Here is a 21,021-nt window from a genome sequence, read left to right as displayed (position 1 = left end):
TTGCCGCCATGGATAGCGATTTTCTGATCATCGGCGGCGGCATCGCCGGCGTTTCGGCAGCCGCGCGGATCGCGCCTCTGGGCCGTGTCATCCTCGTCGAGGCCGAGGCGCATCTGGCCACCCAATCCTCCGCCCGGTCGGCCGCGCTTTACGAGGCGACCTATGGCCCGCCGGTGGTGCGCGAACTGAACCGCGCCTCATTCGCGGATTATCAGGCCAGCGGCACCCTGTCGCCGCGCGGCTTCATGCTGATCGGCGCGGTCGGCGGCGACGAGACCTTCGCCCGCGAATGCGCCGATTTCGAACTGACCGAAATGCCGCTGGATCAGGCCCGCGCCATGGTGCCGATCCTGAACCCCGCCACCGTCGCCCGCGCCGCCTTCTCGCCCGATGCCTGGGACATCGACACCCATGCGCTGATCCAGATGTTCCTGCGCCAGGCCCGCGCCGAGGGCGCGCAGGTCATCACCCGCGCCCCGGTCAGCGCCATCCGCCGCCTGCCGCAGGGCTGGGCGGTGACGGCGGGCGGGGACCAGATCACGGCCCGGGTGATCGTGAACGCCGCCGGGGCCTGGGCCGACCAGATCGCACAGATGGCCGGGATCGCGCCGATCGGCCTGCAACCCTATCGCCGCTCGATGGCGCGGATTCCGGCACCGGGCGGGCATGACCTGTCGGGCTGGCCGATGCTGGTCGGCCCAGGCGACACCTTCTATTTCAAACCCGACGCGGGCGCGCTGCTGGTCTCCCCCTGCGAGGCCGACCCGATGCCGCCCCATGACGCCTTTCCTGACGACATGGTCCTGGCCGAGGGGCTGGCGCGCTATGAACACTACATGAGCGAGCCTGTGACGCGGCTGATCGCCAGTTGGGCCGGGCTGCGCAGCTTTGCGCCCGATCACAACCTGGTGCTTGGCCCGGATGCCACCGATGACGCCTTCGTCTGGGTCGCGGGTCAGGGCGGCTATGGGTTCCAGACCTGCCCCGCCGCCAGCCAACTGGTCGCCGACCGCATCGCGGGACGCACATCCGCCCTGCCCGCACCGGTCGTCGCCGCCCTTGATCCCGCCCGCTTTTCGCGGCACTGAGGCGCCAGAACATATTCACGGAAAGGAACGTGTCATGGGCTACAGCGACAAGCTGGCCGATCTGCGCAGCGATCTGCGCGCCCTGAACAAGGCCATCCCCGAGGCCGCGCAGGCCTTTGGCGGGCTGAACAAGGCCGTCAAGGAGGGCGGCACCCTGGGGCTGAAGGAAAAAGAGTTCGTGGCCCTGGGCATCGCCATCAGCCAACGCTGCGAGCCCTGCATCATGCTGCATGTCGAGGCGCTGATGAAGACCGGCGCCACGCGCGCGGAAATGTCGGATGTGCTGGCGATGGCCGTGCAGATGGGCGGCGGGCCGTCGCTGATGTATGCCAGCAAGGCCCTAGCCTGCTGGGACGAACTGACCGCCGCCAAGGGCTGATCCGGCCCAAGGACGCGGGGGCGGAACGCCCGTCCCCGCCCGCCTCACAGGATCGTGATCCGCCGGATGCTGCCCGGCGCGACCATGGCGGGATGACACAGGCCCCACCACAGGGCAAAAGGGCCAAAAGGGGGCAAACCCCTCCCAACAGATGAGGCAGCAGATATGACCCGCCCCCTTCGGGCGCTTTTCAGCGTCCTGTTCGTGGTGATGCTTGGCCTGGGCCTGGCGGCCTGTGGCGGCCACCGCGGCGGCTACCCCTCGGCCCCTGCCGGGGTCGGGCCGAACTTCGGCGACCGCAAGCCCCACCCCTGGAGCTTCCGCCCCCCCACCACCTATCCCGTCCATGGCATCGACGTATCCCGCTGGCAGGCGGGCATCGACTGGGGTGCTGCGCGCAATTCCGGCGTCTCCTTCGCCTTCATCAAGGCGACCGAGGGCGGCGACGTGGCCGACCCGATGTTCCTGGCCAACTGGATCGCCACCCAGCGGGCGGGCGTGATGCGCGGCGCCTATCACTTCTATTACTTCTGCCGCACCCCCGAGGAACAGGCAGCCTGGTTCATCCGCCATGTGCCCCGTTCCAGCGGTTCGTTGCCGCCGGTGCTGGACATGGAATGGACCAACTCGCGCAACTGCCCCGGCCGCCCGGCCCCCGCCGTGGTGCGCGACCACGCCAACCGCTTCCTGAACGCGCTTGAGCGCCATTACGGCCAGCGGCCGATCTTCTATACCACGCCCGATTTCTATGCCGACAACGACCTGGGCCAGTTGCGGGCCGAGTTCTGGTTGCGCTCGGTCGCCGACCACCCTTCGGTGCGCTATCCGAACGAACGCTGGACCTTCTGGCAATATACCGGCACCGGCATCGTGCCGGGCGTGAATGGCGACACCGACATCAACGTTTTCGCGGGCAATGTCGCCAGCTATCAACGCTGGCTGAAACAGCGCACGGTTCGCTAAGCGAAACGACAAAGGGCCGCCCCACATCCGGGCGGCCCTTTCTTCTTGGGTTAAATATCCTCGGGCGTTTGGGGGCCGACAGCCCCCACGGCGCTACCCATCCACGCGGATCCGCGCGTTTTCCGGATCATGCGGGCTGTCCACCGTCACTTCCGCATCCCACAAGTCGCCCAGCATCCGCACCTTCACGCGGGTGCCCGGCACCGCCAGATCGGGGCGCAGATAGCCCATGCCGATCTGCTTGCCAAAGGCCACCGAATAGCCGCCCGAGGTCAGCCGCCCGACCTTCACCCCATCGACAAAGATCCCCTCCTTGCCCCAGGGGTCGGCATCGGCCGGCCCGTCGATCAGCAGCGTCACGCATAGCGACCGGATGCCCTTGGCCTGCATCGCCGCCTTGCCGCGGAACTCCTTGCCCAGATCGACAAAGCGATCCAGCCCGGCCTCCAGCGGCGTCGCGTCGCGGCCCAGTTCGGTGCCGAAGGCGCGATAGGATTTCTCCTGCCGCAGCCAGTTCTGCGCCCGCGCGCCGACCAGCTTCAGCCCGTGTTTCTCGCCGGCCTTGACCAGCAGATCCCACAGATAGCGGCCGAACTCGATCGGGTAATGCAGTTCCCAGCCCAGTTCGCCGGTATAGGCCACGCGGATCGCGCGCACCGGGCACATGCCCAGCTCAATCTCGCGCATCGACAGCCAGGGGAAACGCTTGTTGCCCAGAACGGTGTCGGGGTCGGCATCCTTGACCACCTCGCGCAGGATCGCCCGCGCATTGGGACCGGCAAGCGCGAACACGCCCCATTGCGTCGTGATGTCCTGGATCACGACATCGCCGCCAAAGTCCTCGGCCGATTTCACCAGCCAGTCGCCGTCATAGGCGGTCCATGCCCCGGCCGAAATCAGATAGTAATCATCCTCGGCCAGCCGCACGATGGTATATTCGGTGCGCGTCGTGCCCGCATCGGTCAGCGCATAGGTCAGGTTGATGCGGCCCACCTTGGGCAGCTTGTTGGTGGTCAGCCAGTCCACAAACGCCGTCGCCCCCGCGCCCGTCACCCGGTGCTTGGTAAAGGCCGAGGCGTCGATCAGCCCGGCGGTGTCGCGGATCGCCTGCGCCTCATCGCGCGCGTATTGCCACCAGCCGCCGCGCCGGAAGCTGCGGCTCGCGTGATCGTCAAAGCCCTGCGGCGCGTAATAGTTGGGGCGTTCCCAGCCGTTCACCTGCCCCATCTGCGCGCCCGCCGCGATCTGGCGATCATAGGCGGGGGCGGTGCGCAGCGGGCGGCAGGCTTCGCGTTCCTCATCGGGGTGGTGAAGGATGAAGACATGCTCATAGCATTCCTCATTCTTGCGCGCTGCGTATTCGGTGGTCATCCAGCCGCCGTAACGGCGCGGGTCAAGGGCCGCCATGTCGATCTCGGCCTCGCCCTCTACCATCATCTGCGCCAGATAATGCCCGACACCGCCCGCAGCGGTGATGCCGAAGGAAAAGCCCTCGGCCAGCCACATGTTGCGCAGTCCGGGCGCGGGGCCGACCAGAGGGTTGCCGTCCGGCGTATAGCAGATCGGGCCGTTGAAATCATCCTTCAGACCGGCGGTTTCGCTGGTCGGGATGCGGTGGATCATGCTGGCGTATTCTTCCTCGATCCGGTCCAGATCAAGCTGGAACAGATCGGCGCGGAAGCTGCCGGGCACGTCATACAGGAACCGCGCGGGGGCGTTCCTCTCATACGGCCCCAGAATCCAGCCGCCGCGTTCCTCGCGCACATACCATTTGGCATCGGCATCGCGCAGCACCGGATGCTCGGGGTTGCCCTCGGCGCGCCATTTCACAAGCGCGGGGTCGGGTTCAGTGACGATATACTGGTGTTCCACCGGGATCGCCGGGATCTTGATCCCCAGCAGCCGCGCGGTGCGCTGCGCGTGGTTGCCGGTGGCGGTGACGACATGTTCGGCGTGAACCTCGATCACCTCGCCCGAGGGGATCAGCATCCCGCCCTTTTCCACCATGCGTTCGCAGGTGACGATCCATTCCGAACCGGTCCAGCGATAGCCGTTGACCTGTATCTTGCGTTCGATGGTCGCCCCCGCCATCCGCGCGCCGCGCGCCATCGCCTGCGTCACATCGGCGGGGTTGATATAGCCGTCCTGCGAATGAAACAGCGCGCCCTTCAGATCCTCGGTCCGCACCAGCGGCCAGCGGGCCTTGATCTGGGCAGGCGTCAGGAACTCATGGTCAATGCCCACCGTTTCGGCGGTCGCGGAATACAGGCGGTATTCGTCCATCCGCGCGTCGGTCTGGGCCATGCGCAGGTTGCCGACCACGGCGAAACCGGCGTTCAGCCCGGTTTCAGCCTCAAGCCGTTTATAGAGCTTCACCGAATAATCGTGGATATGGCTGGCAGCGAAGTTCATGTTGAACAAGGGCAGCAGGCCCGCCGCGTGCCAGGTCGACCCGGCGGTCAGCTCATCGCGTTCGACCAGCATCGTATCCCAGCCGGCGCGGGCCAGGTGATAGGCGATGCCGCAGCCGACGGCGCCGCCACCGACGATCAGGGCTTTGACATGGGTTTTCATCCTTGGGCCTCATGCGCAGATGGTTTGTCCCCTTGTGCCAGAGGCGGCGCGGAACCGGCAAGAAAAGCCGACACCCCCGCGACGAAAACGACATCACAGGGCGCTTGACCGGACAAAGCGCCCGGCGCATCAACCGGCCCATGACGCGCCCCGCCCGCCCCCTGCCGCCCTGCGCCCCCGGTCTTGCCGGGCGGCTGGCGATTGTGCTGGCACGGCTGGGGGTGATGGCGCTGATCGCGGCCAGCCTGATCGCGCCGGGGGTGATGCCCGCGCGTAACACCGGCGGCGTCTTGCAGCTGGAAATCTGCACCGGCCACGGCCCGGTCAGCATGACGCTGCCCAGCCCGGATGGCCCCGCCCCCGATCACCGTGACGACAGCGCCGTGGCGGCGATCTGCGGTTTTGCCGCCGCCCAAGTCGCGGTCGTGCTGGCAGGCCAGACCCTGCCCCGCGCGCCCCTGCGCGCCGCCCGCGCCCGCCGCGCCCGGCCCGCATCCTGCCGCCCCGTTGCGTGCCGCCCGGCGCGGCCCTTTGCCGCCCGCGCGCCCCCGATCCTGTCCTGATCTGACCCCACCCATCTCAGACACGGACAGGAGGACACATGTCCAATCCCCAATCTGCGGGCGCCGCCGCGCCGCGCGCCAACAAACTGTATTTCGCCGCCTGGCGGTGGCATTTCTACGCAGGACTTTACGTCATCCCCTTCATCCTGATGCTGGCAATCACCGGCACGGTGATGGTGGCGATGACCGCCTTCACCTCGGAATATGGCGACCGGATGGTGATCGACCCGGTGACCCGGCCGCTGCCGGTCGAGGCGCAGGCCCGCGCCGCGATGACCGATTATCCCGGCGCCACGATCAGCCAGTATATCGCGCCGCGCAGCGACACGAACCCGGCGATCTTTGGCGTCAAGACCGCCGATCAGACCCGGATCATCGCGCTGGACCCCGCCACCGGCGCGGTGCTGCGCGACACCCGCGAAGGCGACACATGGGAGGAGTTCGCCGATGCCCTGCATGGCGAGCTGATGCTGGGCAAGCCTTGGGGCGATCTGCTGGTCGAGATCGCGGCCTCGCTGTCGGTGCTGCTTTTGGTCACCGGGCTATACCTCGCCTGGCCGCGCGACGGGCGCGGGCTGCGGGCGATGCTGGTGCCCGATCTGACTGCGCGCGGGCGCGGCCTGTGGAAGTCGGCTCATCTGGTGATCGGCACCTGGATCAGCCTGTTCCTGCTGATGTTCCTGCTGTCGGGCCTGGCCTGGGCCGGGATCTGGGGCGGCAAGTTCGTGCAGGCCTGGTCCACCTTTCCGGCGGAAAAGTTCGACAACGTGCCGCTGTCGGATGCGCTGCACGCCAGCATGAACCACACCGCGGCCGAGACAGTGCCGTGGGTGCTGGAGCAGACGCCGATGCCCGCTTCGGGCTCGGAGGCGGGGGTGACGGGGCTGGCCCATGGCACGCCCGTCACGCTGGAGACCGTCGCCGCCCTGGCCCGCCAGATCGGCTTTGACGGGCGCTTTCAGCTTGCGGTGCCCGATGGCGACACCGGCGTCTGGACGATCTCGCGCGATAGCATGTCGAACGATTCGACCGACCCGACCAGCGACCGCACCGTGCATGTCGACCGCTTCAGCGGGCGCATTCTGGCCGATATCCGCTTTGCCGATTACGGGCTGGCGGGCAAGACCATGGCCGTGGGCATTCCGCTGCACATGGGGCTGATGGGCACGCTGAACGCGGTGGCGAACATCCTGATCTGCGCCCTGCTGATCGCCGTTGCCGTCAGCGGCGCGGTGATGTGGTGGAAGCGCCGCCCGACCGGCGCGGGGCGTCTGGCCGCGCCGCCGGTGCCAGTCGATGTGCCGCTGGCCAAGGGTGTGGTGCTGATCGCGCTTGCCCTGTCGATGGCCTTTCCGGTGCTGGGCCTGACGCTGCTGACCGTGCTGGTGCTGGACGTGGCCATCCTCAGCCGCATCCCGGCGCTGAAGCGCGCGCTGTCGTGAACCAAAGGGGGCCGTCAGGCCCCCTTTACCCGCCGCATGACTTCGGCCAACAAGGGCCATGGCCAAGTCACCTGTGAAACCCCTTGCCTTTACCTGCGCCGAATGCGGCGCGGCCCATCCGAAATGGTCGGGGCGCTGCGATGCCTGCGGCGGCTGGAACACGATCATCGAGGAAGCGCCGCTGTCGCAATCCGGCCCTGCCAGCCGCACCCTGGGCGCCGCGCGCGGCAAGCGCATCACGCTGACCGGCCTTGACACGGACGAAGCCCCACCCCCGCGCACCCTCTCTGGCATGGGCGAGTTCGACCGCGTTCTGGGTGGCGGGCTGGTTGCCGGATCCGCGATCCTTCTGGGCGGCGATCCGGGCATCGGCAAATCGACGATCCTGTTGCAGGCCACCGCGCGTTTCGCGCAGGCCGGGCTGAAATGCCTGTATCTCTCGGGCGAGGAAGCCAGTGCCCAGGTCAGGATGCGCGCCGCCCGTCTTGGCCTGGCCGAGGCCCCGGTGCTGCTGGGGGCCGAGACCAACCTGCGCGACATCCTGACCACGCTCGAGGCCGAGGCGCCGCAACTGGCGGTGATCGACTCGATCCAGACGCTCTGGGCCGATCATGTCGAGGCAGCGCCCGGCAGCGTCGGCCAGGTCCGCGCCGCCGTGCATGAGCTGGTCAGCTTTGCCAAACGCTCGGGCACCGCGATCATCCTTGTCGGCCATGTCACCAAGGACGGCCAGATCGCCGGACCCCGCGTCGTCGAACACATGGTCGATACCGTCCTGTATTTCGAGGGCGAGCGTGGCCACCAGTTCCGCATCCTGCGCGCCGTCAAGAACCGCTTCGGCCCCGCTGCCGAAATCGGCGTGTTCGAGATGACGGGCAGCGGGCTGGCCGAAGTCCCCAACCCTTCGGCGCTGTTTCTGTCGGAACGCGGCGCCGCGCCCGGATCGGCGGTCTTTGCGGGCATCGAAGGCACGCGCCCGGTGCTGACCGAGGTTCAGGCCCTCGTCGCCCCCTCCCCCCTGGGCAGCCCGCGCCGCACTGTCGTGGGGCTGGATGCGGGGCGCGTCTCGACCATCCTGGCGGTGCTGGAATCGCGCTGCGCCATCCCGTTCGCGGGCCTTGATGTCTTCCTGAACGTCGCGGGCGGCATGAAAGTGACCGAACCCGCCGCCGATCTGGCCATCGCCTGCGCGCTTCTGAGTGCGCGCGAAGATATTTCCCTCCCACCGGAATCGGTGATTTTCGGCGAAATCAGCCTGTCGGGCGCGCTGCGGCCGGTGGGACAGACCGAAAACAGGTTGAAAGAAGCCCAAAAACTTGGTTTCTCTCGCGCGATTGTGCCCGATGCGACCAAGATCGAGGGCATGGATGGCATGAAACTGGATCGCGCGGCCGAGCTTGTTTCCCTTGTGGGCGAGATGTTCGGCGCCGGATAGCGACAGGAAAAGGACGAATGGAAGGCTTTACCATCATCGACGCCATCGTGGCGGTTGTCATCCTGCTGTCGGCGATCCTCGCCTATGCACGTGGTTTTGTGCGCGAGGCGCTGTCGATCGCGGGCTGGATCGGCGCCGCGATCCTGGCCTATCTGTTCGCGGGCGCGGCGCGCCCGCTGATCGCGCAGATCCCCGGACTGGACAAGTTCCTGGCCGATAGCTGTGAATTGTCGACCATCGGCGGCTTTGCGGCGGTGTTCGCCCTGGCCCTGGTGGTGTTCTCGATCATCACGCCACTGTTTGCCTCGGTCGTGTCGAACTCGGCGCTCGGCAGCGTCGATCAGGGGCTTGGCTTCCTGTTCGGGGTGGCGCGCGGGGTGATCCTGGTGCTGGTGGCCTTTGTCGTCTACGACCGGGTGATCGGCGAAAAGTCGATCCCGGTGGTCGACAACTCGCGCTCGGCCCAGGTGTTTTCGGGCCTGACCGGCAGCGTCGATGACCAGATCCCCGATGACGCGCCGGGCTGGATCGTCAGCCGCTATGAAGAACTGGTCTCGGGCTGCGCCGTGCCGGCCACAGCGCCTGCGGCGGAAACCGCACCTGCGGCCGAAACCGCCCCGGCACCGGGCGCGGAAGCCGCACCCGCCGGCAACTGACAAACTGAACGCGACGGTTTCGTGACCGTCGCGTCCCGCCGGGGGTGACAGACGGCAACGTCTGACCTAAATGAAGGCCAACCGCCATCATCAAGGGAATCGCCCGGTGACCGATGCTGCCCCGTTCCGTGCCGATCCGTTCGACGACGACAAGCTGCGCGAGGAATGCGGCGTCTTCGGCGTGATCGGCGTCAGCGACGCGGCCAATTTCGTCGCCCTTGGCCTGCACGCCCTGCAACATCGCGGGCAAGAGGCCGGCGGCATCGTCAGCCATGACGCCGAACGCGGCTTCAACAGCGCCCACCGCTTCGGCTATGTCCGCGACAATTTCACCAAGCAATCGCTGATGGAGACGCTGCCCGGCCCGCTGGCGATCGGCCATGTGCGCTATTCCACCGCCGGATCGAAGGGCGCTGTGGTGCGCGACATCCAGCCGTTTTTCGGCGAATTCGCCATGGGCGGCTGCGCCATCGCCCATAACGGCAACCTGACCAATGCGGCCGCCCTGCGCCGCGAACTGATCGAACGCGGCGCGATCTTTCAGTCGGGCAGCGACAGCGAATGCATCATTCACCTGATGGCGCGGTCGATCCAGCGCAACCTGCCCGAGCGGCTGAAGGATGCGCTGCGCCGGGTCGAGGGCGCGTTTTCCGTCATCGCCATGACCCGCAGCAAGCTGATCGGCGTGCGCGACCCCTTGGGCGTGCGGCCCCTGGTGATCGGCCGCCTGGCCGATGGCGCCTATGCGCTGTCATCGGAAACCTGTGCGCTGGACATCATCGGCGCCGAGTTCCTGCGCGAGGTCGAGCCGGGCGAAATGGTCGTCATCTCGAAAGGCCAGATCGAAAGCTCGCGCCCTTTCGCGCCGATGCCGTCGCGGTTCTGCATCTTTGAACAGGTCTATTTCTCGCGCCCCGACAGCATCATCGGCGGCCGCAGCGTCTATGAGACCCGCCGCCAGATCGGTGTCGAATTGGCGCGCGAGGCCCCGGTGGATGCCGATCTGGTCTGCCCCGTCCCCGACAGCGGCACCCCGGCAGCCATCGGCTTCGCCCATGAAAGCGGCATTCCCTACGGCATGGGGATCATCCGCAATCAATACATGGGCCGCACCTTCATCGAACCGACCGAACAGATCCGCAACATGGGCGTCCGGCTGAAGCTGAACGTGAACCGCGCCCTGATCGCGGGCAAGCGGGTGGTGCTGGTCGATGACAGCGTGGTGCGTGGCACGACCAGCCGAAAGATCAAGGACATGATCCTGGATGCCGGCGCGAAAGAGGTGCATTTCCGCATCGCCAGCCCGCCGACCGCCTGGCCCTGCTTCTACGGCGTCGACACGCCCGACCGCGACAAGCTTCTGGCCGCGAAAATGTCCGAGGACGAGATGCGCGACTGGATCGGCGTCGACAGCCTGCGCTTTGTCAGCCTTGACGGCCTGTATCGCGCCGCGGGCGAGGTCGCGGGCCGCGATGCGACATGCCCGCAATTCTGCGATGCCTGCTTCTCGGGCGAATACCCGGTCGCGCCCTTCGATCAGTTGGAACGCGGCTTCCAGATGAAACCGGCGGCGGAATAATCCGCCGCCGCCATCGGGCACGACTGGCCCTTCTTTCTTGCCCAAATACGCATCCGCAGCCGGCCATGCTCGCAGGCCCCGGTCAGGCGCGTCGGATCAGGCCGGGTCAGCCTCCAGCCGATCCGCCAGGGCCTCGGCCCGCGCGGCCATCTCGGCCAGGGATTCGGTCAGCGCGCGCGGCACCACCGGCACCTCGACGCGCGGCGGGTTGGCTTTCAGCCGGGTCAGCTCGGCCTCGGCCCGGTCGGCGCGGTCCTGCAATTCGGCGGTGCGGTCGGCCAGCATCAGCCCGGCCATCAGCAGCATCCGCGATTCCGGCAACCGGCCGATCTGCGACAGCAGCGTGGCGGCCTCGGCATCCAAGAGGCCCGCAGCCTGGGTCAAAAGCGGCTCCTCGCCGTCCTGACAGGCGACGGTAAAGGCGCGCCCGCCGATGGTGAATGTGACCTCAGGCATGGCTATCCTCCTTGGTGGCGTCAGGGATGGGGGTGGGGTTCGGCGCGGCGGCGATCAGGTCGTCCATCGCCGCCAGTGTGTCTTCGATCAGCGTGACCTCGGCCAGGCGCGCGGCTTGCAGCGCGGCGATCTCGGCCTGGCAGGCCGCCAGCAGGGGGTCAGCGCCCTGCCCCAGCCGGGCCTTGCCACTCAGCGCGCGATTGGCCGCCGTCAGTTCGGCATTGGCGGCGGTCAGCCGGTCGATCGCCGCGCCCGCGCGCGCCAGCCCCTGCTGGGCCAGCGTCAGCCGCGCGGCCAGCCGGTCGATCACGCCCTGCTGGCGGCGGTGCAGCGCGCCCAGCCGCTCGGCCAGCCGTGCGCCTGCCGCGCGTTCATCGGCCAGCGCCTGATCCAGCGCGGCTTGCGCGGCCGGATCGGCGGCCCGTTCACGGCGCGCGCGGTCGGCCTCGGCCTTGGCCTCCAGCCGGGCAAGGGCGGCGTCCAGCCGTGTCTGATGCGCTGCTGTCGTCTGATCCATTGTCCTTCACCGGGCCGATGGGCGACCCGCGTCCATGGTCTAGCGCGGTTTGCCCGGTTGGCCAAGGGTTGCGGGCCAAGGGTTGCGGGGATCAGCGGCCGGGCTTACACGGGGAAGCAACCGTTTCAGCCGAAGGAACCCCCGACGTGGACATCGCCAAGCTGCGCGCCGATCACCCCGACCACTGGAACCTGGCCACGGCCATCCGCGCGCTTGCGATGGATGCCGTGCAGGCGGCCAATTCCGGCCATCCGGGTATGCCGATGGGCATGGCCGATGTCGCCACCGTCCTGTTCCAGAAGCACCTGAAATTCGACGCCGCCCATCCCGACTGGTTCGACCGCGACCGCTTCATCCTGTCGGCGGGCCATGGCTCGATGCTGATCTATGCGCTGCTGCACCTGACCGGCTACCGCGACATGACGCTGGATCAGATCAAGAACTTCCGCCAATGGGGCGCGATCACCGCCGGGCACCCGGAATACGGCCATGTCAAAGGGGTCGAGACGACCACCGGCCCGCTGGGTCAGGGCATCGCCACCGCCGTCGGCTTCGCCATGGCCGAGGAACATCTGCGCGCGACCTGGGGGCCTAAGGTCTGCGACCACCGCACCTGGGTGATCGCCGGCGACGGCTGCCTGATGGAGGGCATCAGCCAGGAGGCGATCGCCCTGGCCGGTCGTCAGCGCCTGTCGCGGCTGACCGTGCTGTGGGACAACAACGACATCACCATCGACGGCCGCGTCAGCCTGTCGGACAAGACCGACCAACGCGCCCGCTTTGCGGCCTCCGGGTGGGAGGTTATCGCCTGCGACGGCCACAACCCCGCCGACATCGACCGCGCGCTGAGCGCCGCGAAAAAGTCCGACCGCCCGGTGCTGGTCGATTGCAAGACGATCATCGGCTTCGGCAGCCCGAAAAAGGCCGACAGTTCGGGTGCCCATGGCAGCCCGCTGGGTGACGCGGAAATCGCCGCCACGCGGCAGGTCTATGGCTGGACGCATGGCCCCTTCGACATCCCCGCCGACATCAAGAAAGTGTGGGAGATGATCGGCAAGCAGGGCGCCGAGGCCCGCAAGGACTGGGAAGACCGGCTGGCCGCCCTGCCCGCCGCCAAACAGGCCGAGATTACCCGCCGCATCGCAGGCCAAGCCCCCGCGAAACTGTCGGCCCGCATCAAGGCGCTGAAAAAGCAGGCCAGCGACGAGGCCCCGAAGGTCGCCACCCGCAAGGCCAGCGAAATGGCGCTGGAGGTGATCAACCCGGTGATGCCCGAAACCATCGGCGGATCGGCCGACCTGACCGGATCGAACAACACCAAGACCGGCGATCTGGGCATGTTCGACGTGGATAACCGCAAGGGCCGCTACATCTATTACGGCATCCGCGAACACGGCATGGCAGCGGCGATGAACGGCATGGTTCTGCATGGCGGCCTGCGCCCCTATGGCGGCACCTTCATGGCCTTCACCGATTACGCGCGCGGCGCGATGCGGCTGTCGGCGCTGATGGGCATTCCGACCGTCTATGTCATGACCCATGACAGCATCGGACTGGGCGAGGACGGCCCGACCCACCAGCCGGTCGAGCATCTGGCGATCAGCCGCGCCACGCCGAACACCTGGGTGTTCCGCCCCGCCGATGTGGTCGAAACCGCCGAGGCGTGGGAGCTGGCGCTGACCTCGACCGGCACGCCCTCGGTGCTGGCCCTGTCGCGCCAGAACCTGCCGACGGTGCGCAAGAAACACACCGCCACCAACCTGACCGCGCAGGGCGGCTATATCCTGGCCGAGGCCGGGGCCAAGCGCCGCGCGATCCTGATGGCCACCGGCTCCGAGGTCGAGATCGCCATGGCCGCCCGCGACCTGCTGGAGGCCGAAGGCATCGGCACCCGCGTGGTGTCCATGCCCTGCATGGAGCTTTTCGCCGCCCAGCCCGAGGCCTATCGCAAGCGCGTCCTGCCCGCCGGTCCGGTCCGCGTCGCGGTCGAGGCCGCCGTTCGCATGCCCTGGGATCGCTTCCTGCTGGGCGAACGCGGGTCCGAAAAGAAGGCGGGCTTTGTCGGCATGACCGGCTTTGGCGCAAGTGCCCCGGCAGAGCGGCTTTATGCCGAGTTCGGCATCACTGCCGAGGACGTCGCCGCCAAGGTCAAGGCGCTGCTGTGAGCCTGGCCCGCAAGGGCCTGACCGATCAGGCCAGCGGCATTCTGCTGCTGCTGGCCTCGATCCTGCTGTTCACGCTGATGGATGCGACGGCCAAGCACCTGACCGGGCGCTATCCGCCGTTGCAGATCGTGTTCGTGCGGCTGGTCATCAATCTGGCCCTTGTGCTGATCGTGCTGGGGCCGCGCCTGCCGCGCCATCTGCGGTCGAACCAGCCCGGCGCGCAGATCGCGCGCGGGTTTTTTCAGGTGGCCACGGTGACGCTGTTCTTCACCTCGCTGGGCTATATCGGCCTGGCCGAGGCGACGGCGATCATCGACATCAACCCGGTGCTGATCACCCTGTTCGCGGCGCTGTTCCTGGGCGAACGCATCGGCCCGCGCCGGATCATCGGCATCGCCGTGGCGCTGCTGGGGGCGATGATGATCATCCGTCCGGGCGCGGGCGTGCTGCACCCGGCGGCGGTTTTGCCGCTGATCGGCGCCTTCGCCTATGCCGGGGGTGCGGTGCTGACGCGGATGGTGCGCAGCGACAGCACGGCCACCTCGATCCTGTGGTCGACGACGACGGCGACCCTGCTGGCCAGCCTGGCGATGCCGTTTGTCTGGCAGCCGATCGCCGCCGCCGATGCCTGGGCCTTTGCTCTGATCGGCCTGTTCGGCACCGTCGCGCAGGCGCTGCTGATCAAGGCGTTTTCGCTGGCCGAGGCCGCCGCCGTCGCCCCCTTCGGCTATACCGGGCTGATCTGGGCGGGGCTGTGGGGTTGGCTGTTCTGGGGCGCGGTGCCCGATGGCTGGTCGCTGGCAGGCGCCGCCGTGATCGTCGCCGCCGGCTTGTATGTCTGGAGCCGCGAGGCCCGCGACACCGCCCGCGCCGCGAAAGCCGCAAGGGGCCGCGCATGACGACCAACACGCCCCCCGACATCCCCGCTCCGCCCCCGGTTCCGCTGACCGACCGGCTGGCCAGTGCGCTGTTTCTGGGGGCGATGCGGATGGCGGGGCTGCTGCCCTATCACCGCCGCATCCCGGCGATGGGCTGGGTCTTCGCGCATCTGCTGGCCCCGGTCGCGGGCTATCGCCGCCGGGCGCTGGACAATCTGGCACTGGCCCGGCCCGACCTGCCCCCGCATCAGGCCCGCGCCATTGCCGATGCCGTGGCCGACAATGCCGGGCGATCCCTGGCCGAGATCTACGCCGGGCGCGACTTTACCGACCGGATCGCGGCGCGCGACCCCCTGTGCGGGCCGGGTCTGGCGGCGCTGGAACAGGCCGCCGCGGATCACCGCCCCGTGATCCTGGCCTGCGCGCATTTCGGCAATTACGACGCGATGCGCGCGGCGCTGTCGGCGCGCGGCTGGCCGGTCGGGGCGCTGTATCGGCCGATGAACAATGCCGCCTTCAACGCGCATTACATCCCCGCCATGCAGGCCATTGCCCAGCCGATGTTCCCGCGCGGCAAGGCGGGTTTCGCCGGGATGCTGCGGTTCCTGAAGGGCGGCGGGATGCTGGCGCTTGGCTTTGACCAATATGCGGGCGATGGCGCGCTGCTGTCGTTCTTCGACCTGCCGACGCGCACCGTGCTGACGCCCGCCGAACTCGCGCTGCGCTATGACGCGCTGCTGGTGCCGATCCATGGCATCCGCCAGCCTGACGGTATCAGCTTTGCGGTGCAGGTGGGCGCACCGATCCCGCCCTCGACACCGGAACGGATGATGCAGGCGCTGAACGACGATCTTGAGCAACTGGTGCGCGCCCATATGGGCCAGTGGTTCTGGGTGCATCGGCGCTGGAAGTAGCGCGGCCTAATCCGTCACCTGGATGGCGCCCAGCACCGCGCCCGGAAGATTGCGCCCGCCCGGCCCCTTCAGCCGCTCTTGCACGATCACCGCGACGATCTCGCCACGCCGGGCCGAGGCTTCGGTGGCGATGTCCAGCAGCAGCGGCTTTTCGCCCGACCATTGCGCGACCAGATCCCAATCGCGCGCGACATTCACATGGCGCAGGCTGCGGCCGATGTTTTCGCCCGACCGGATCTCGGTCTCGACCTGACGATCCAGACGTGCCACGATCACATCGGCGGGCACCCGCAGCGCGTGATCGGACAACAGCGTCACCCGGTGGCGACCGGCAGCCGTCACGACATGGCCGGCAACGGACAGATCATCCGACAGCCGGGCGATCTCGCGGCTGACCTGGGCGGGGCGCGGGGCCGTGGCGCCGGCCACCCCGCCCACCACGATCTGCGGGGTAAAGACCGTGCGCGTGCCGTCGCGGCGCGCATAGGCCCGCTGGCGGCTGGTAAAGGCGGGCTTGGCGAAAGGATCGGGCCAGCCCAGATAATCCCAGTAATCGACATGGAATGACACGGCCAGAACGTCATCGCGCCGCGCCAGATCGCCCAGCAGCGCCTCGGCCGGGGGACAGGCGCTGCACCCTTCCGAAGTGAACAGCTCAACCAGCACCCGCGACGCCCGCGCCTGCCCGGTGTCGGGTGCGGCCGGGGCGGCGGCGGCGTCTGCCGCCGGTGTGGGGGCGGGGATCATCGACCGGCGCGCCTGCCCGCCCCGACCATCGCGCGGCGCGGGGGCAGCCGGGGCGGTGGAGGGGGCGCCCTCATCCTCGGCTCCGTCCGGCCCGGTCAGCGCGCCACCGTCGCGCGGTCCGACCAGATCAGCATCGGGATCGGCAAAGTCGTCATCCAGGCCAAGGTCATCCTCGACCGTGACGGGGCCGTCCTCGACCGCGCCATGGCTGTCGTCGCCCCAATCCGCGCCGCCGTGCCGCCCCCGGTCGGTGCCCGGGTGGTTCGACAGATCGCCGTTCATCGCCAGGCCCTCGGCCCGGACCGGCGCGGCCGCGATGCCGACGCCACCCCAGGCCATGGCGGCCACCAGCAGCGCCGTGGCCAGCCGTGCGCCGACCGCCCCGCCAGGGCGGCGCGGGACAGGCGGTTGGGCGGCGGCGGCAGGACGGGTCATGGAACCGCTGATACAACCCAAGGCCCGCCCCTGCCAATCAACCAATCGCGAGACAGCGCCGAAATCACGCCGCGCGACGCAGGGTCAGGCCCGCCCGGAACCGTCCCCGGCCAAGGCCCGATTCAGCGCGTGACAAATTGCATACAATGGCATACAATCCCGCCCATCCCCCCTTGAACGCCTGCGGGGATTGCGGCAAGACAGCCGCGCAGCCAGATATTTTCAGCCACGACGCTAACCACGGAGGCCCCGATGCCCATCGTCACCGGCAAGGACACCGCCAAGACCCGCCGCAGCCTGACCGCAGGCGGCAAGACCATCGCCTATTACTCGATCCCCGCCGCCGAAGAGGCCGGCCTCGGCGATTTCTCGCGCCTGCCCGCCAGCCTCAAGGTCGTGCTGGAAAACATGCTGCGGTTCGAGGATGACGGCTTCACTGTCAGCGTCGACGACATCAAGGCCTTTGCCGAATGGGCGCAGAACGGCGGCCAGAACCCGCGCGAAATCGCCTATCGCCCGGCCCGCGTGCTGATGCAGGACTTCACCGGCGTTCCGGCGGTCGTCGACCTGGCCGCGATGCGTGACGGCATCAAGGCGCTTGGCGGCGATGCGCAAAAGATCAACCCGCTGAACCCGGTCGATCTGGTCATCGACCACAGCGTGATGATCGACGAGTTCGGCACCCCCCGCGCCTTTCAGCGCAACGTGGAACTGGAATACGAACGCAACATGGAGCGTTACCAGTTCCTGAAATGGGGCCAGAAGGCGTTCCAGAACTTCCGCGTGGTGCCGCCCGGCACCGGCATCTGCCACCAGGTGAACCTGGAATATCTGGCGCAGACGGTCTGGACCGACACCGATCAGAACGGCGAAACCGTCGCCTATCCCGACACGCTGGTTGGCACCGACAGCCACACCACCATGGTCAACGGCCTGGCCGTTCTGGGCTGGGGCGTCGGCGGGATCGAGGCCGAGGCCGCGATGCTGGGTCAGCCGGTGTCGATGCTGATCCCCGAAGTCGTCGGCTTCAAGATCACCGGCGCGCTGACCGAAGGCGTGACGGCCACCGACCTGGTGCTGAAGGTCGTGCAGATGCTGCGCAAGCACGGCGTTGTCGGCAAGTTCGTCGAGTTCTACGGCGAAGGCCTTGACAACATGCCGCTGGCCGACCGCGCGACCATCGCGAACATGGCCCCCGAATACGGCGCCACCTGCGGCTTCTTCCCGATCGACGCCGAAACCCTGCGCTATCTGCGCCAGACCGGCCGCGATGAGGACCGCATTGCCCTGGTCGAGGCCTATGCCAAGGAAAACGGTTTCTGGCGCGGGGCGGATTACGCGCCGATCTATACCAGCACGCTGGAACTGGACATGGGCACGGTCGTCCCCGCGATTTCCGGCCCCAAGCGCCCGCAGGATCACGTCGCGCTGACCGATGCCGCCTATCAGTTTTCCAAGTTCATCTCGGGCACGCGCCAGTTCCCCGAACCTGCCCGCGCCGAGATCAAGGAATGGAACGACGAAGGCGGCGCCCCGGCCCCGGACTGGCTGCCGGGCCATCTGGACGGCTATCAATCGGGCGCGGTCGAGGGGCAGGGTTACAAGCTGCATGACGGCAGCGTGGTGATCGCCTCGATCACCTCCTGCACCAACACCTCGAACCCCTATGTGCTGATGGCCGCCGGTCTGGTGGCGCGTAAGGCGCGCGCCCTGGGCCTGAACCGCAAGCCCTGGGTGAAAACCTCGCTGGCGCCCGGATCGCAGGTCGTGGCGGAATATCTGCAAGCCGCCGGCCTGCAAGAAGATCTGGACGCCATCGGCTTCAACCTGGTCGGTTTCGGCTGCACCACCTGCATCGGCAACTCGGGTCCGCTGGACCCGGCGATTTCCAAGTCGATCAACGACAACGATCTGGTCGCCGTTTCGGTGCTGTCGGGCAACCGCAACTTCGAGGGCCGCATCAGCCCCGACGTCCGCGCCAACTATCTGGCCAGCCCGCCCCTGGTCGTCGCCTATGCCCTGGCTGGCGACATGAACATCGACCTCACGCGTGAGCCGCTGGGCTATGGCGCGAACGGCAAGCCGGTGTTCCTCAAGGATATCTGGCCGACCAGCAAGGAAGTCGCCGATCTGGTCGACACCATCGTGACGCGCGAGATGTTCATCGAAAAATACGCCGATGTGTTCAAGGGTGATGAACGCTGGCAGGCGGTCGAGACCACCGACAGCGAGACCTATGACTGGCCCGCCGCCTCGACCTATATCCAGAACCCGCCCTATTTCCGCGGCATGTCGCGCGAACCGGGTGTGATCTCGGATCTGGCGGATGCGCGGGTGCTGGCCGTGCTGGGCGACATGATCACCACCGACCACATCAGCCCGGCCGGTTCGTTCAAGCCCACCACCCCGGCGGGCAAATACCTGACCGAACGCCAGGTCGCGCCGAAGGACTTCAACAGCTACGGTTCGCGCCGCGGCAACCATGAAGTCATGATGCGCGGCACCTTCGCCAATATCCGCATCAAGAACGAGATGCTGGACGGCGTGGAAGGCGGCTATACCAAAGGCCCGGACGGCGAACAGACCAGCATCTATGATGCGGCGATGGCCTATCAGGCGGCCGGTGTGCCGCTGGTCGTCGTGGGCGGCATCGAATACGGCGCCGGTTCGTCGCGCGACTGGGCGGCCAAGGGAACCAACCTGTTGGGCGTCAAGGCGGTCATCGCGGAATCCTTTGAACGCATCCACCGCTCGAACCTGGTCGGCATGGGCGTCATCCCGTTCGAGTTCACCGGCGGCGACAACCGCAAGACGCTGAACCTGAAAGGCGATGAGGTGATCTCGATCACCGGCCTGGCGGGCGATTTCAAGCCGCTGTCGATGGTTCCGGCGACGATCCGTTATGCGGACGGCAGCGAAAAGACCATCCAGCTAAAGGCCCGCGTCGATACCGAGGTCGAGATCGAATATCTCGAAAACGGCGGCGTGCTGCATTATGTGCTGCGCAACCTGGCCAAGGCCTGATCGCGCATCACTCGCGCTGCTTCACGGTTGCGCGACCATCGTGAACGACCCCGGCAGCAAATGCCGGGGTTTTTTCATGCGCGCCAGATATGTCTTTCGACATTGCAACCAGCCGTGATCGCGCCCCGCTTGCCGCGCGACGAAGCCCGGCTAATCCCCTTGGCGTGCACGATTGCACGACAGGAGAAACTGATGAAAAACGTGATTGCCGCCACCCTGTGCTGCGCCCTGCCGGGCGCCTGCGCAACCAACAGCCAGGGCCAGACCGACTATTCCCAGCCGCGCACACCGACCCTGGCCGAGGGCGCGGGCATCGGGATCGTCGCCCTGCTGGGCATCGGGCTTCTGGGGGCGACCCTGCTGTCCAAGGCGGGCAGCGATGCGGTGAACAGCCAGTAACCCGGCCGGCCCCGGCACGACCGGGGCCAAGCCCGCCCGCACACCACAACGCCGCGCGCTACGCCTCTGGCCTCTGGCGGCAGCCCGCAGCGACACCCGCGCCCCCGGACGCAACACCGCCCCTTCTTTCTTGCGAAAATACGCCGGGGTGAATGGCCCGCAGGGCCAGAGGGGCAGCGCCCCTCCTGCCTTAGCCCGCCAGCCGATCCTTGACCATCGGCCCGACCGCGCCGAAATCCATCTGCCCGGTGTGGCGCGCCTTCAGTTCGGCCATGACCCGGCCCATGTCGCGGATGCCGCTGGCACCGACCGCCGCAATCGCCGCATCCACGGCTGCCGCGATCTCGTCACCCGACAGCGGTCGCGGCAGATAGGTCTCGATCACCTTGATCTCGGCCAGCTCCTTCTCGGCCAGTTCCAGCCGCCCGCCTTCCTCATAGGCGCGGGCGCTGTCCTGGCGCTGCTTGACCATCTTGCCCAGGATCGCCAGCAGATCGGCCTCGGTCAGATCGCCCCCCTCACCGGCGCTGCCACGCGCCGCGATCTCGCGGTCCTTGAAGGCGGCATTGATCAGCCGCAGCGTCGACAGCCGGTCCGCCTCGCGGGCTTTCATCGCGTCTTTCAGATCGGCCATGATACGGGCGCGCAGGTCCATCACTCTCTCCTTCGTTTGCCCCAAGATAGGCGCAGGACGCGCCCAACGAAAGGCCCCGACGAAACCCCCGGCGCGCCGAAGGCTTGACCCGGCGGCCCGCCATCCTTAGGTTCCCGGCAATTTGCGCGCGCCGATTCCGCGCCCGCGCCGCC

At 67.8% G+C, this 21,021-nt stretch carries 18 protein-coding genes; 13 read left to right on the top strand and 5 right to left on the bottom strand.

The window, feature by feature from the left end:
* The first annotated feature begins 8 nt into the window (after positions 1–8).
* From ACEYYA_RS03660 to ACEYYA_RS03650, 3 genes are all read left to right on the top strand, one after another.
* On the top strand, positions 9–1,088 hold the full coding sequence (locus ACEYYA_RS03660) for an NAD(P)/FAD-dependent oxidoreductase (RefSeq protein WP_374797694.1): 1,080 nt from the start codon (positions 9–11) through the stop codon (positions 1,086–1,088).
* 34 nt (positions 1,089–1,122) lie between these two features.
* Complete coding sequence (locus ACEYYA_RS03655; protein WP_374797692.1) at positions 1,123–1,467, top strand: carboxymuconolactone decarboxylase family protein; 345 nt, start codon at positions 1,123–1,125, stop codon at positions 1,465–1,467.
* Positions 1,468–1,632: 165 nt separating this feature from the next.
* Entirely contained in the window at positions 1,633–2,430 is a 798-nt protein-coding gene (locus ACEYYA_RS03650; protein WP_374797690.1) for a glycoside hydrolase family 25 protein, read from the top strand.
* Positions 2,431–2,523: 93 nt separating this feature from the next.
* Here ACEYYA_RS03650 and ACEYYA_RS03645 read toward each other — a convergent pair whose 3' ends face one another.
* The gene (locus ACEYYA_RS03645) at positions 2,524–5,004 is read right to left on the bottom strand and encodes a GcvT family protein (protein WP_374797688.1); all 2,481 of its coding nucleotides are present in this window, start codon (positions 5,002–5,004) and stop codon (positions 2,524–2,526) included.
* Positions 5,005–5,144: 140 nt separating this feature from the next.
* Here ACEYYA_RS03645 and ACEYYA_RS03640 point away from each other — a divergent pair, with 140 nt between their 5' ends.
* The 5 genes from ACEYYA_RS03640 to purF all read left to right on the top strand — a co-directional run bounded on the left by ACEYYA_RS03640 (position 5,145) and on the right by purF (position 10,679).
* Complete coding sequence (locus ACEYYA_RS03640; protein WP_374797686.1) at positions 5,145–5,567, top strand: hypothetical protein; 423 nt, start codon at positions 5,145–5,147, stop codon at positions 5,565–5,567.
* A 38-nt stretch (positions 5,568–5,605) separates the two neighbouring features.
* Positions 5,606–7,009, top strand: coding sequence for a PepSY-associated TM helix domain-containing protein (locus ACEYYA_RS03635; protein ID WP_374797684.1), 1,404 nt, complete (start codon positions 5,606–5,608; stop codon positions 7,007–7,009).
* Positions 7,010–7,067: 58 nt separating this feature from the next.
* Positions 7,068–8,444 (top strand): DNA repair protein RadA, encoded by a 1,377-nt coding sequence (gene radA, locus ACEYYA_RS03630; protein ID WP_374797682.1) that lies wholly within the window; start codon positions 7,068–7,070, stop codon positions 8,442–8,444.
* A gap of 17 nt (positions 8,445–8,461) precedes the next feature.
* Positions 8,462–9,100 (top strand): CvpA family protein, encoded by a 639-nt coding sequence (locus ACEYYA_RS03625; RefSeq protein ID WP_374797680.1) that lies wholly within the window; start codon positions 8,462–8,464, stop codon positions 9,098–9,100.
* 106 nt (positions 9,101–9,206) lie between these two features.
* Positions 9,207–10,679, top strand: a complete 1,473-nt coding sequence (gene purF, locus ACEYYA_RS03620) for an amidophosphoribosyltransferase (RefSeq protein WP_374797678.1) — start codon at positions 9,207–9,209, stop codon at positions 10,677–10,679.
* A 96-nt stretch (positions 10,680–10,775) separates the two neighbouring features.
* On the opposite strand, the gene ACEYYA_RS03615 is transcribed toward purF, so the two are convergent.
* Complete coding sequence (locus tag ACEYYA_RS03615; RefSeq protein WP_374797676.1) at positions 10,776–11,135, bottom strand: cell division protein ZapA; 360 nt, start codon at positions 11,133–11,135, stop codon at positions 10,776–10,778.
* A complete protein-coding gene (locus tag ACEYYA_RS03610; RefSeq protein ID WP_374797674.1) occupies positions 11,128–11,652 on the bottom strand; it encodes a hypothetical protein in 525 nt (174 codons plus the stop codon). Before ACEYYA_RS03610 ends, ACEYYA_RS03615 begins: the two co-directional genes overlap by 8 nt.
* A 146-nt stretch (positions 11,653–11,798) precedes the next feature.
* Here ACEYYA_RS03610 and tkt point away from each other — a divergent pair, with 146 nt between their 5' ends.
* From tkt to ACEYYA_RS03595, 3 genes are read left to right on the top strand one after another with little or no spacing between them, the layout of a single operon-like run.
* Positions 11,799–13,817, top strand: coding sequence for a transketolase (gene tkt / locus ACEYYA_RS03605; RefSeq protein WP_374797672.1), 2,019 nt, complete (start codon positions 11,799–11,801; stop codon positions 13,815–13,817).
* Positions 13,814–14,716: a DMT family transporter gene (locus ACEYYA_RS03600; RefSeq protein WP_374797670.1), complete on the top strand. Its 903-nt coding sequence runs from the start codon at positions 13,814–13,816 to the stop codon at positions 14,714–14,716. Before tkt ends, ACEYYA_RS03600 begins: the two co-directional genes overlap by 4 nt.
* Positions 14,713–15,609, top strand: a complete 897-nt coding sequence (locus ACEYYA_RS03595) for a lysophospholipid acyltransferase family protein (RefSeq protein ID WP_374797668.1) — start codon at positions 14,713–14,715, stop codon at positions 15,607–15,609. Before ACEYYA_RS03600 ends, ACEYYA_RS03595 begins: the two co-directional genes overlap by 4 nt.
* A gap of 6 nt (positions 15,610–15,615) precedes the next feature.
* Here ACEYYA_RS03595 and ACEYYA_RS03590 read toward each other — a convergent pair whose 3' ends face one another.
* Positions 15,616–16,791: a DUF1223 domain-containing protein gene (locus tag ACEYYA_RS03590; protein WP_374797666.1), complete on the bottom strand. Its 1,176-nt coding sequence runs from the start codon at positions 16,789–16,791 to the stop codon at positions 15,616–15,618.
* Between the two features lie 252 nt (positions 16,792–17,043).
* Here ACEYYA_RS03590 and acnA point away from each other — a divergent pair, with 252 nt between their 5' ends.
* Positions 17,044–19,815, top strand: a complete 2,772-nt coding sequence (gene acnA / locus ACEYYA_RS03585; RefSeq protein WP_374797664.1) for an aconitate hydratase AcnA — start codon at positions 17,044–17,046, stop codon at positions 19,813–19,815.
* 192 nt (positions 19,816–20,007) lie between these two features.
* Positions 20,008–20,214 (top strand): hypothetical protein, encoded by a 207-nt coding sequence (locus ACEYYA_RS03580; RefSeq protein ID WP_374797662.1) that lies wholly within the window; start codon positions 20,008–20,010, stop codon positions 20,212–20,214.
* Positions 20,215–20,404: 190 nt separating this feature from the next.
* On the opposite strand, the gene ACEYYA_RS03575 is transcribed toward ACEYYA_RS03580, so the two are convergent.
* Positions 20,405–20,869: a GatB/YqeY domain-containing protein gene (locus tag ACEYYA_RS03575; protein WP_374797660.1), complete on the bottom strand. Its 465-nt coding sequence runs from the start codon at positions 20,867–20,869 to the stop codon at positions 20,405–20,407.
* Between the last annotated feature and the right edge of the window lie 152 nt (positions 20,870–21,021).

It is taken from the genome of Paracoccus zhouxuedongae (assembly GCF_041927815.1).
GTDB lineage: Bacteria > Pseudomonadota > Alphaproteobacteria > Rhodobacterales > Rhodobacteraceae > Paracoccus.
This window is presented reverse-complemented; position numbering and strand designations above follow the sequence as displayed.

What these genes read in the sequence shown, in the direction of transcription:
- ACEYYA_RS03660 (WP_374797694.1), top strand. Translation starts at nt 9, where the DNA reads ATGGATAGCGATTTTCTGATCATCGGCGGCGGCATCGCCGGCGTTTCG.
- ACEYYA_RS03655 (WP_374797692.1), top strand. Translation starts at nt 1,123, where the DNA reads ATGGGCTACAGCGACAAGCTGGCCGATCTGCGCAGCGATCTGCGCGCC.
- ACEYYA_RS03650 (WP_374797690.1), top strand. Translation starts at nt 1,633, where the DNA reads ATGACCCGCCCCCTTCGGGCGCTTTTCAGCGTCCTGTTCGTGGTGATG.
- ACEYYA_RS03645 (WP_374797688.1), bottom strand. Translation starts at nt 5,004, where the DNA reads ATGAAAACCCATGTCAAAGCCCTGATCGTCGGTGGCGGCGCCGTCGGC.
- ACEYYA_RS03640 (WP_374797686.1), top strand. Translation starts at nt 5,145, where the DNA reads ATGACGCGCCCCGCCCGCCCCCTGCCGCCCTGCGCCCCCGGTCTTGCC.
- ACEYYA_RS03635 (WP_374797684.1), top strand. Translation starts at nt 5,606, where the DNA reads ATGTCCAATCCCCAATCTGCGGGCGCCGCCGCGCCGCGCGCCAACAAA.
- radA (WP_374797682.1), top strand. Translation starts at nt 7,068, where the DNA reads ATGGCCAAGTCACCTGTGAAACCCCTTGCCTTTACCTGCGCCGAATGC.
- ACEYYA_RS03625 (WP_374797680.1), top strand. Translation starts at nt 8,462, where the DNA reads ATGGAAGGCTTTACCATCATCGACGCCATCGTGGCGGTTGTCATCCTG.
- ACEYYA_RS03615 (WP_374797676.1), bottom strand. Translation starts at nt 11,135, where the DNA reads ATGCCTGAGGTCACATTCACCATCGGCGGGCGCGCCTTTACCGTCGCC.
- ACEYYA_RS03610 (WP_374797674.1), bottom strand. Translation starts at nt 11,652, where the DNA reads ATGGATCAGACGACAGCAGCGCATCAGACACGGCTGGACGCCGCCCTT.
- ACEYYA_RS03595 (WP_374797668.1), top strand. Translation starts at nt 14,713, where the DNA reads ATGACGACCAACACGCCCCCCGACATCCCCGCTCCGCCCCCGGTTCCG.
- ACEYYA_RS03590 (WP_374797666.1), bottom strand. Translation starts at nt 16,791, where the DNA reads ATGACCCGTCCTGCCGCCGCCGCCCAACCGCCTGTCCCGCGCCGCCCT.
- acnA (WP_374797664.1), top strand. Translation starts at nt 17,044, where the DNA reads ATGCCCATCGTCACCGGCAAGGACACCGCCAAGACCCGCCGCAGCCTG.
- ACEYYA_RS03580 (WP_374797662.1), top strand. Translation starts at nt 20,008, where the DNA reads ATGAAAAACGTGATTGCCGCCACCCTGTGCTGCGCCCTGCCGGGCGCC.
- ACEYYA_RS03575 (WP_374797660.1), bottom strand. Translation starts at nt 20,869, where the DNA reads ATGGACCTGCGCGCCCGTATCATGGCCGATCTGAAAGACGCGATGAAA.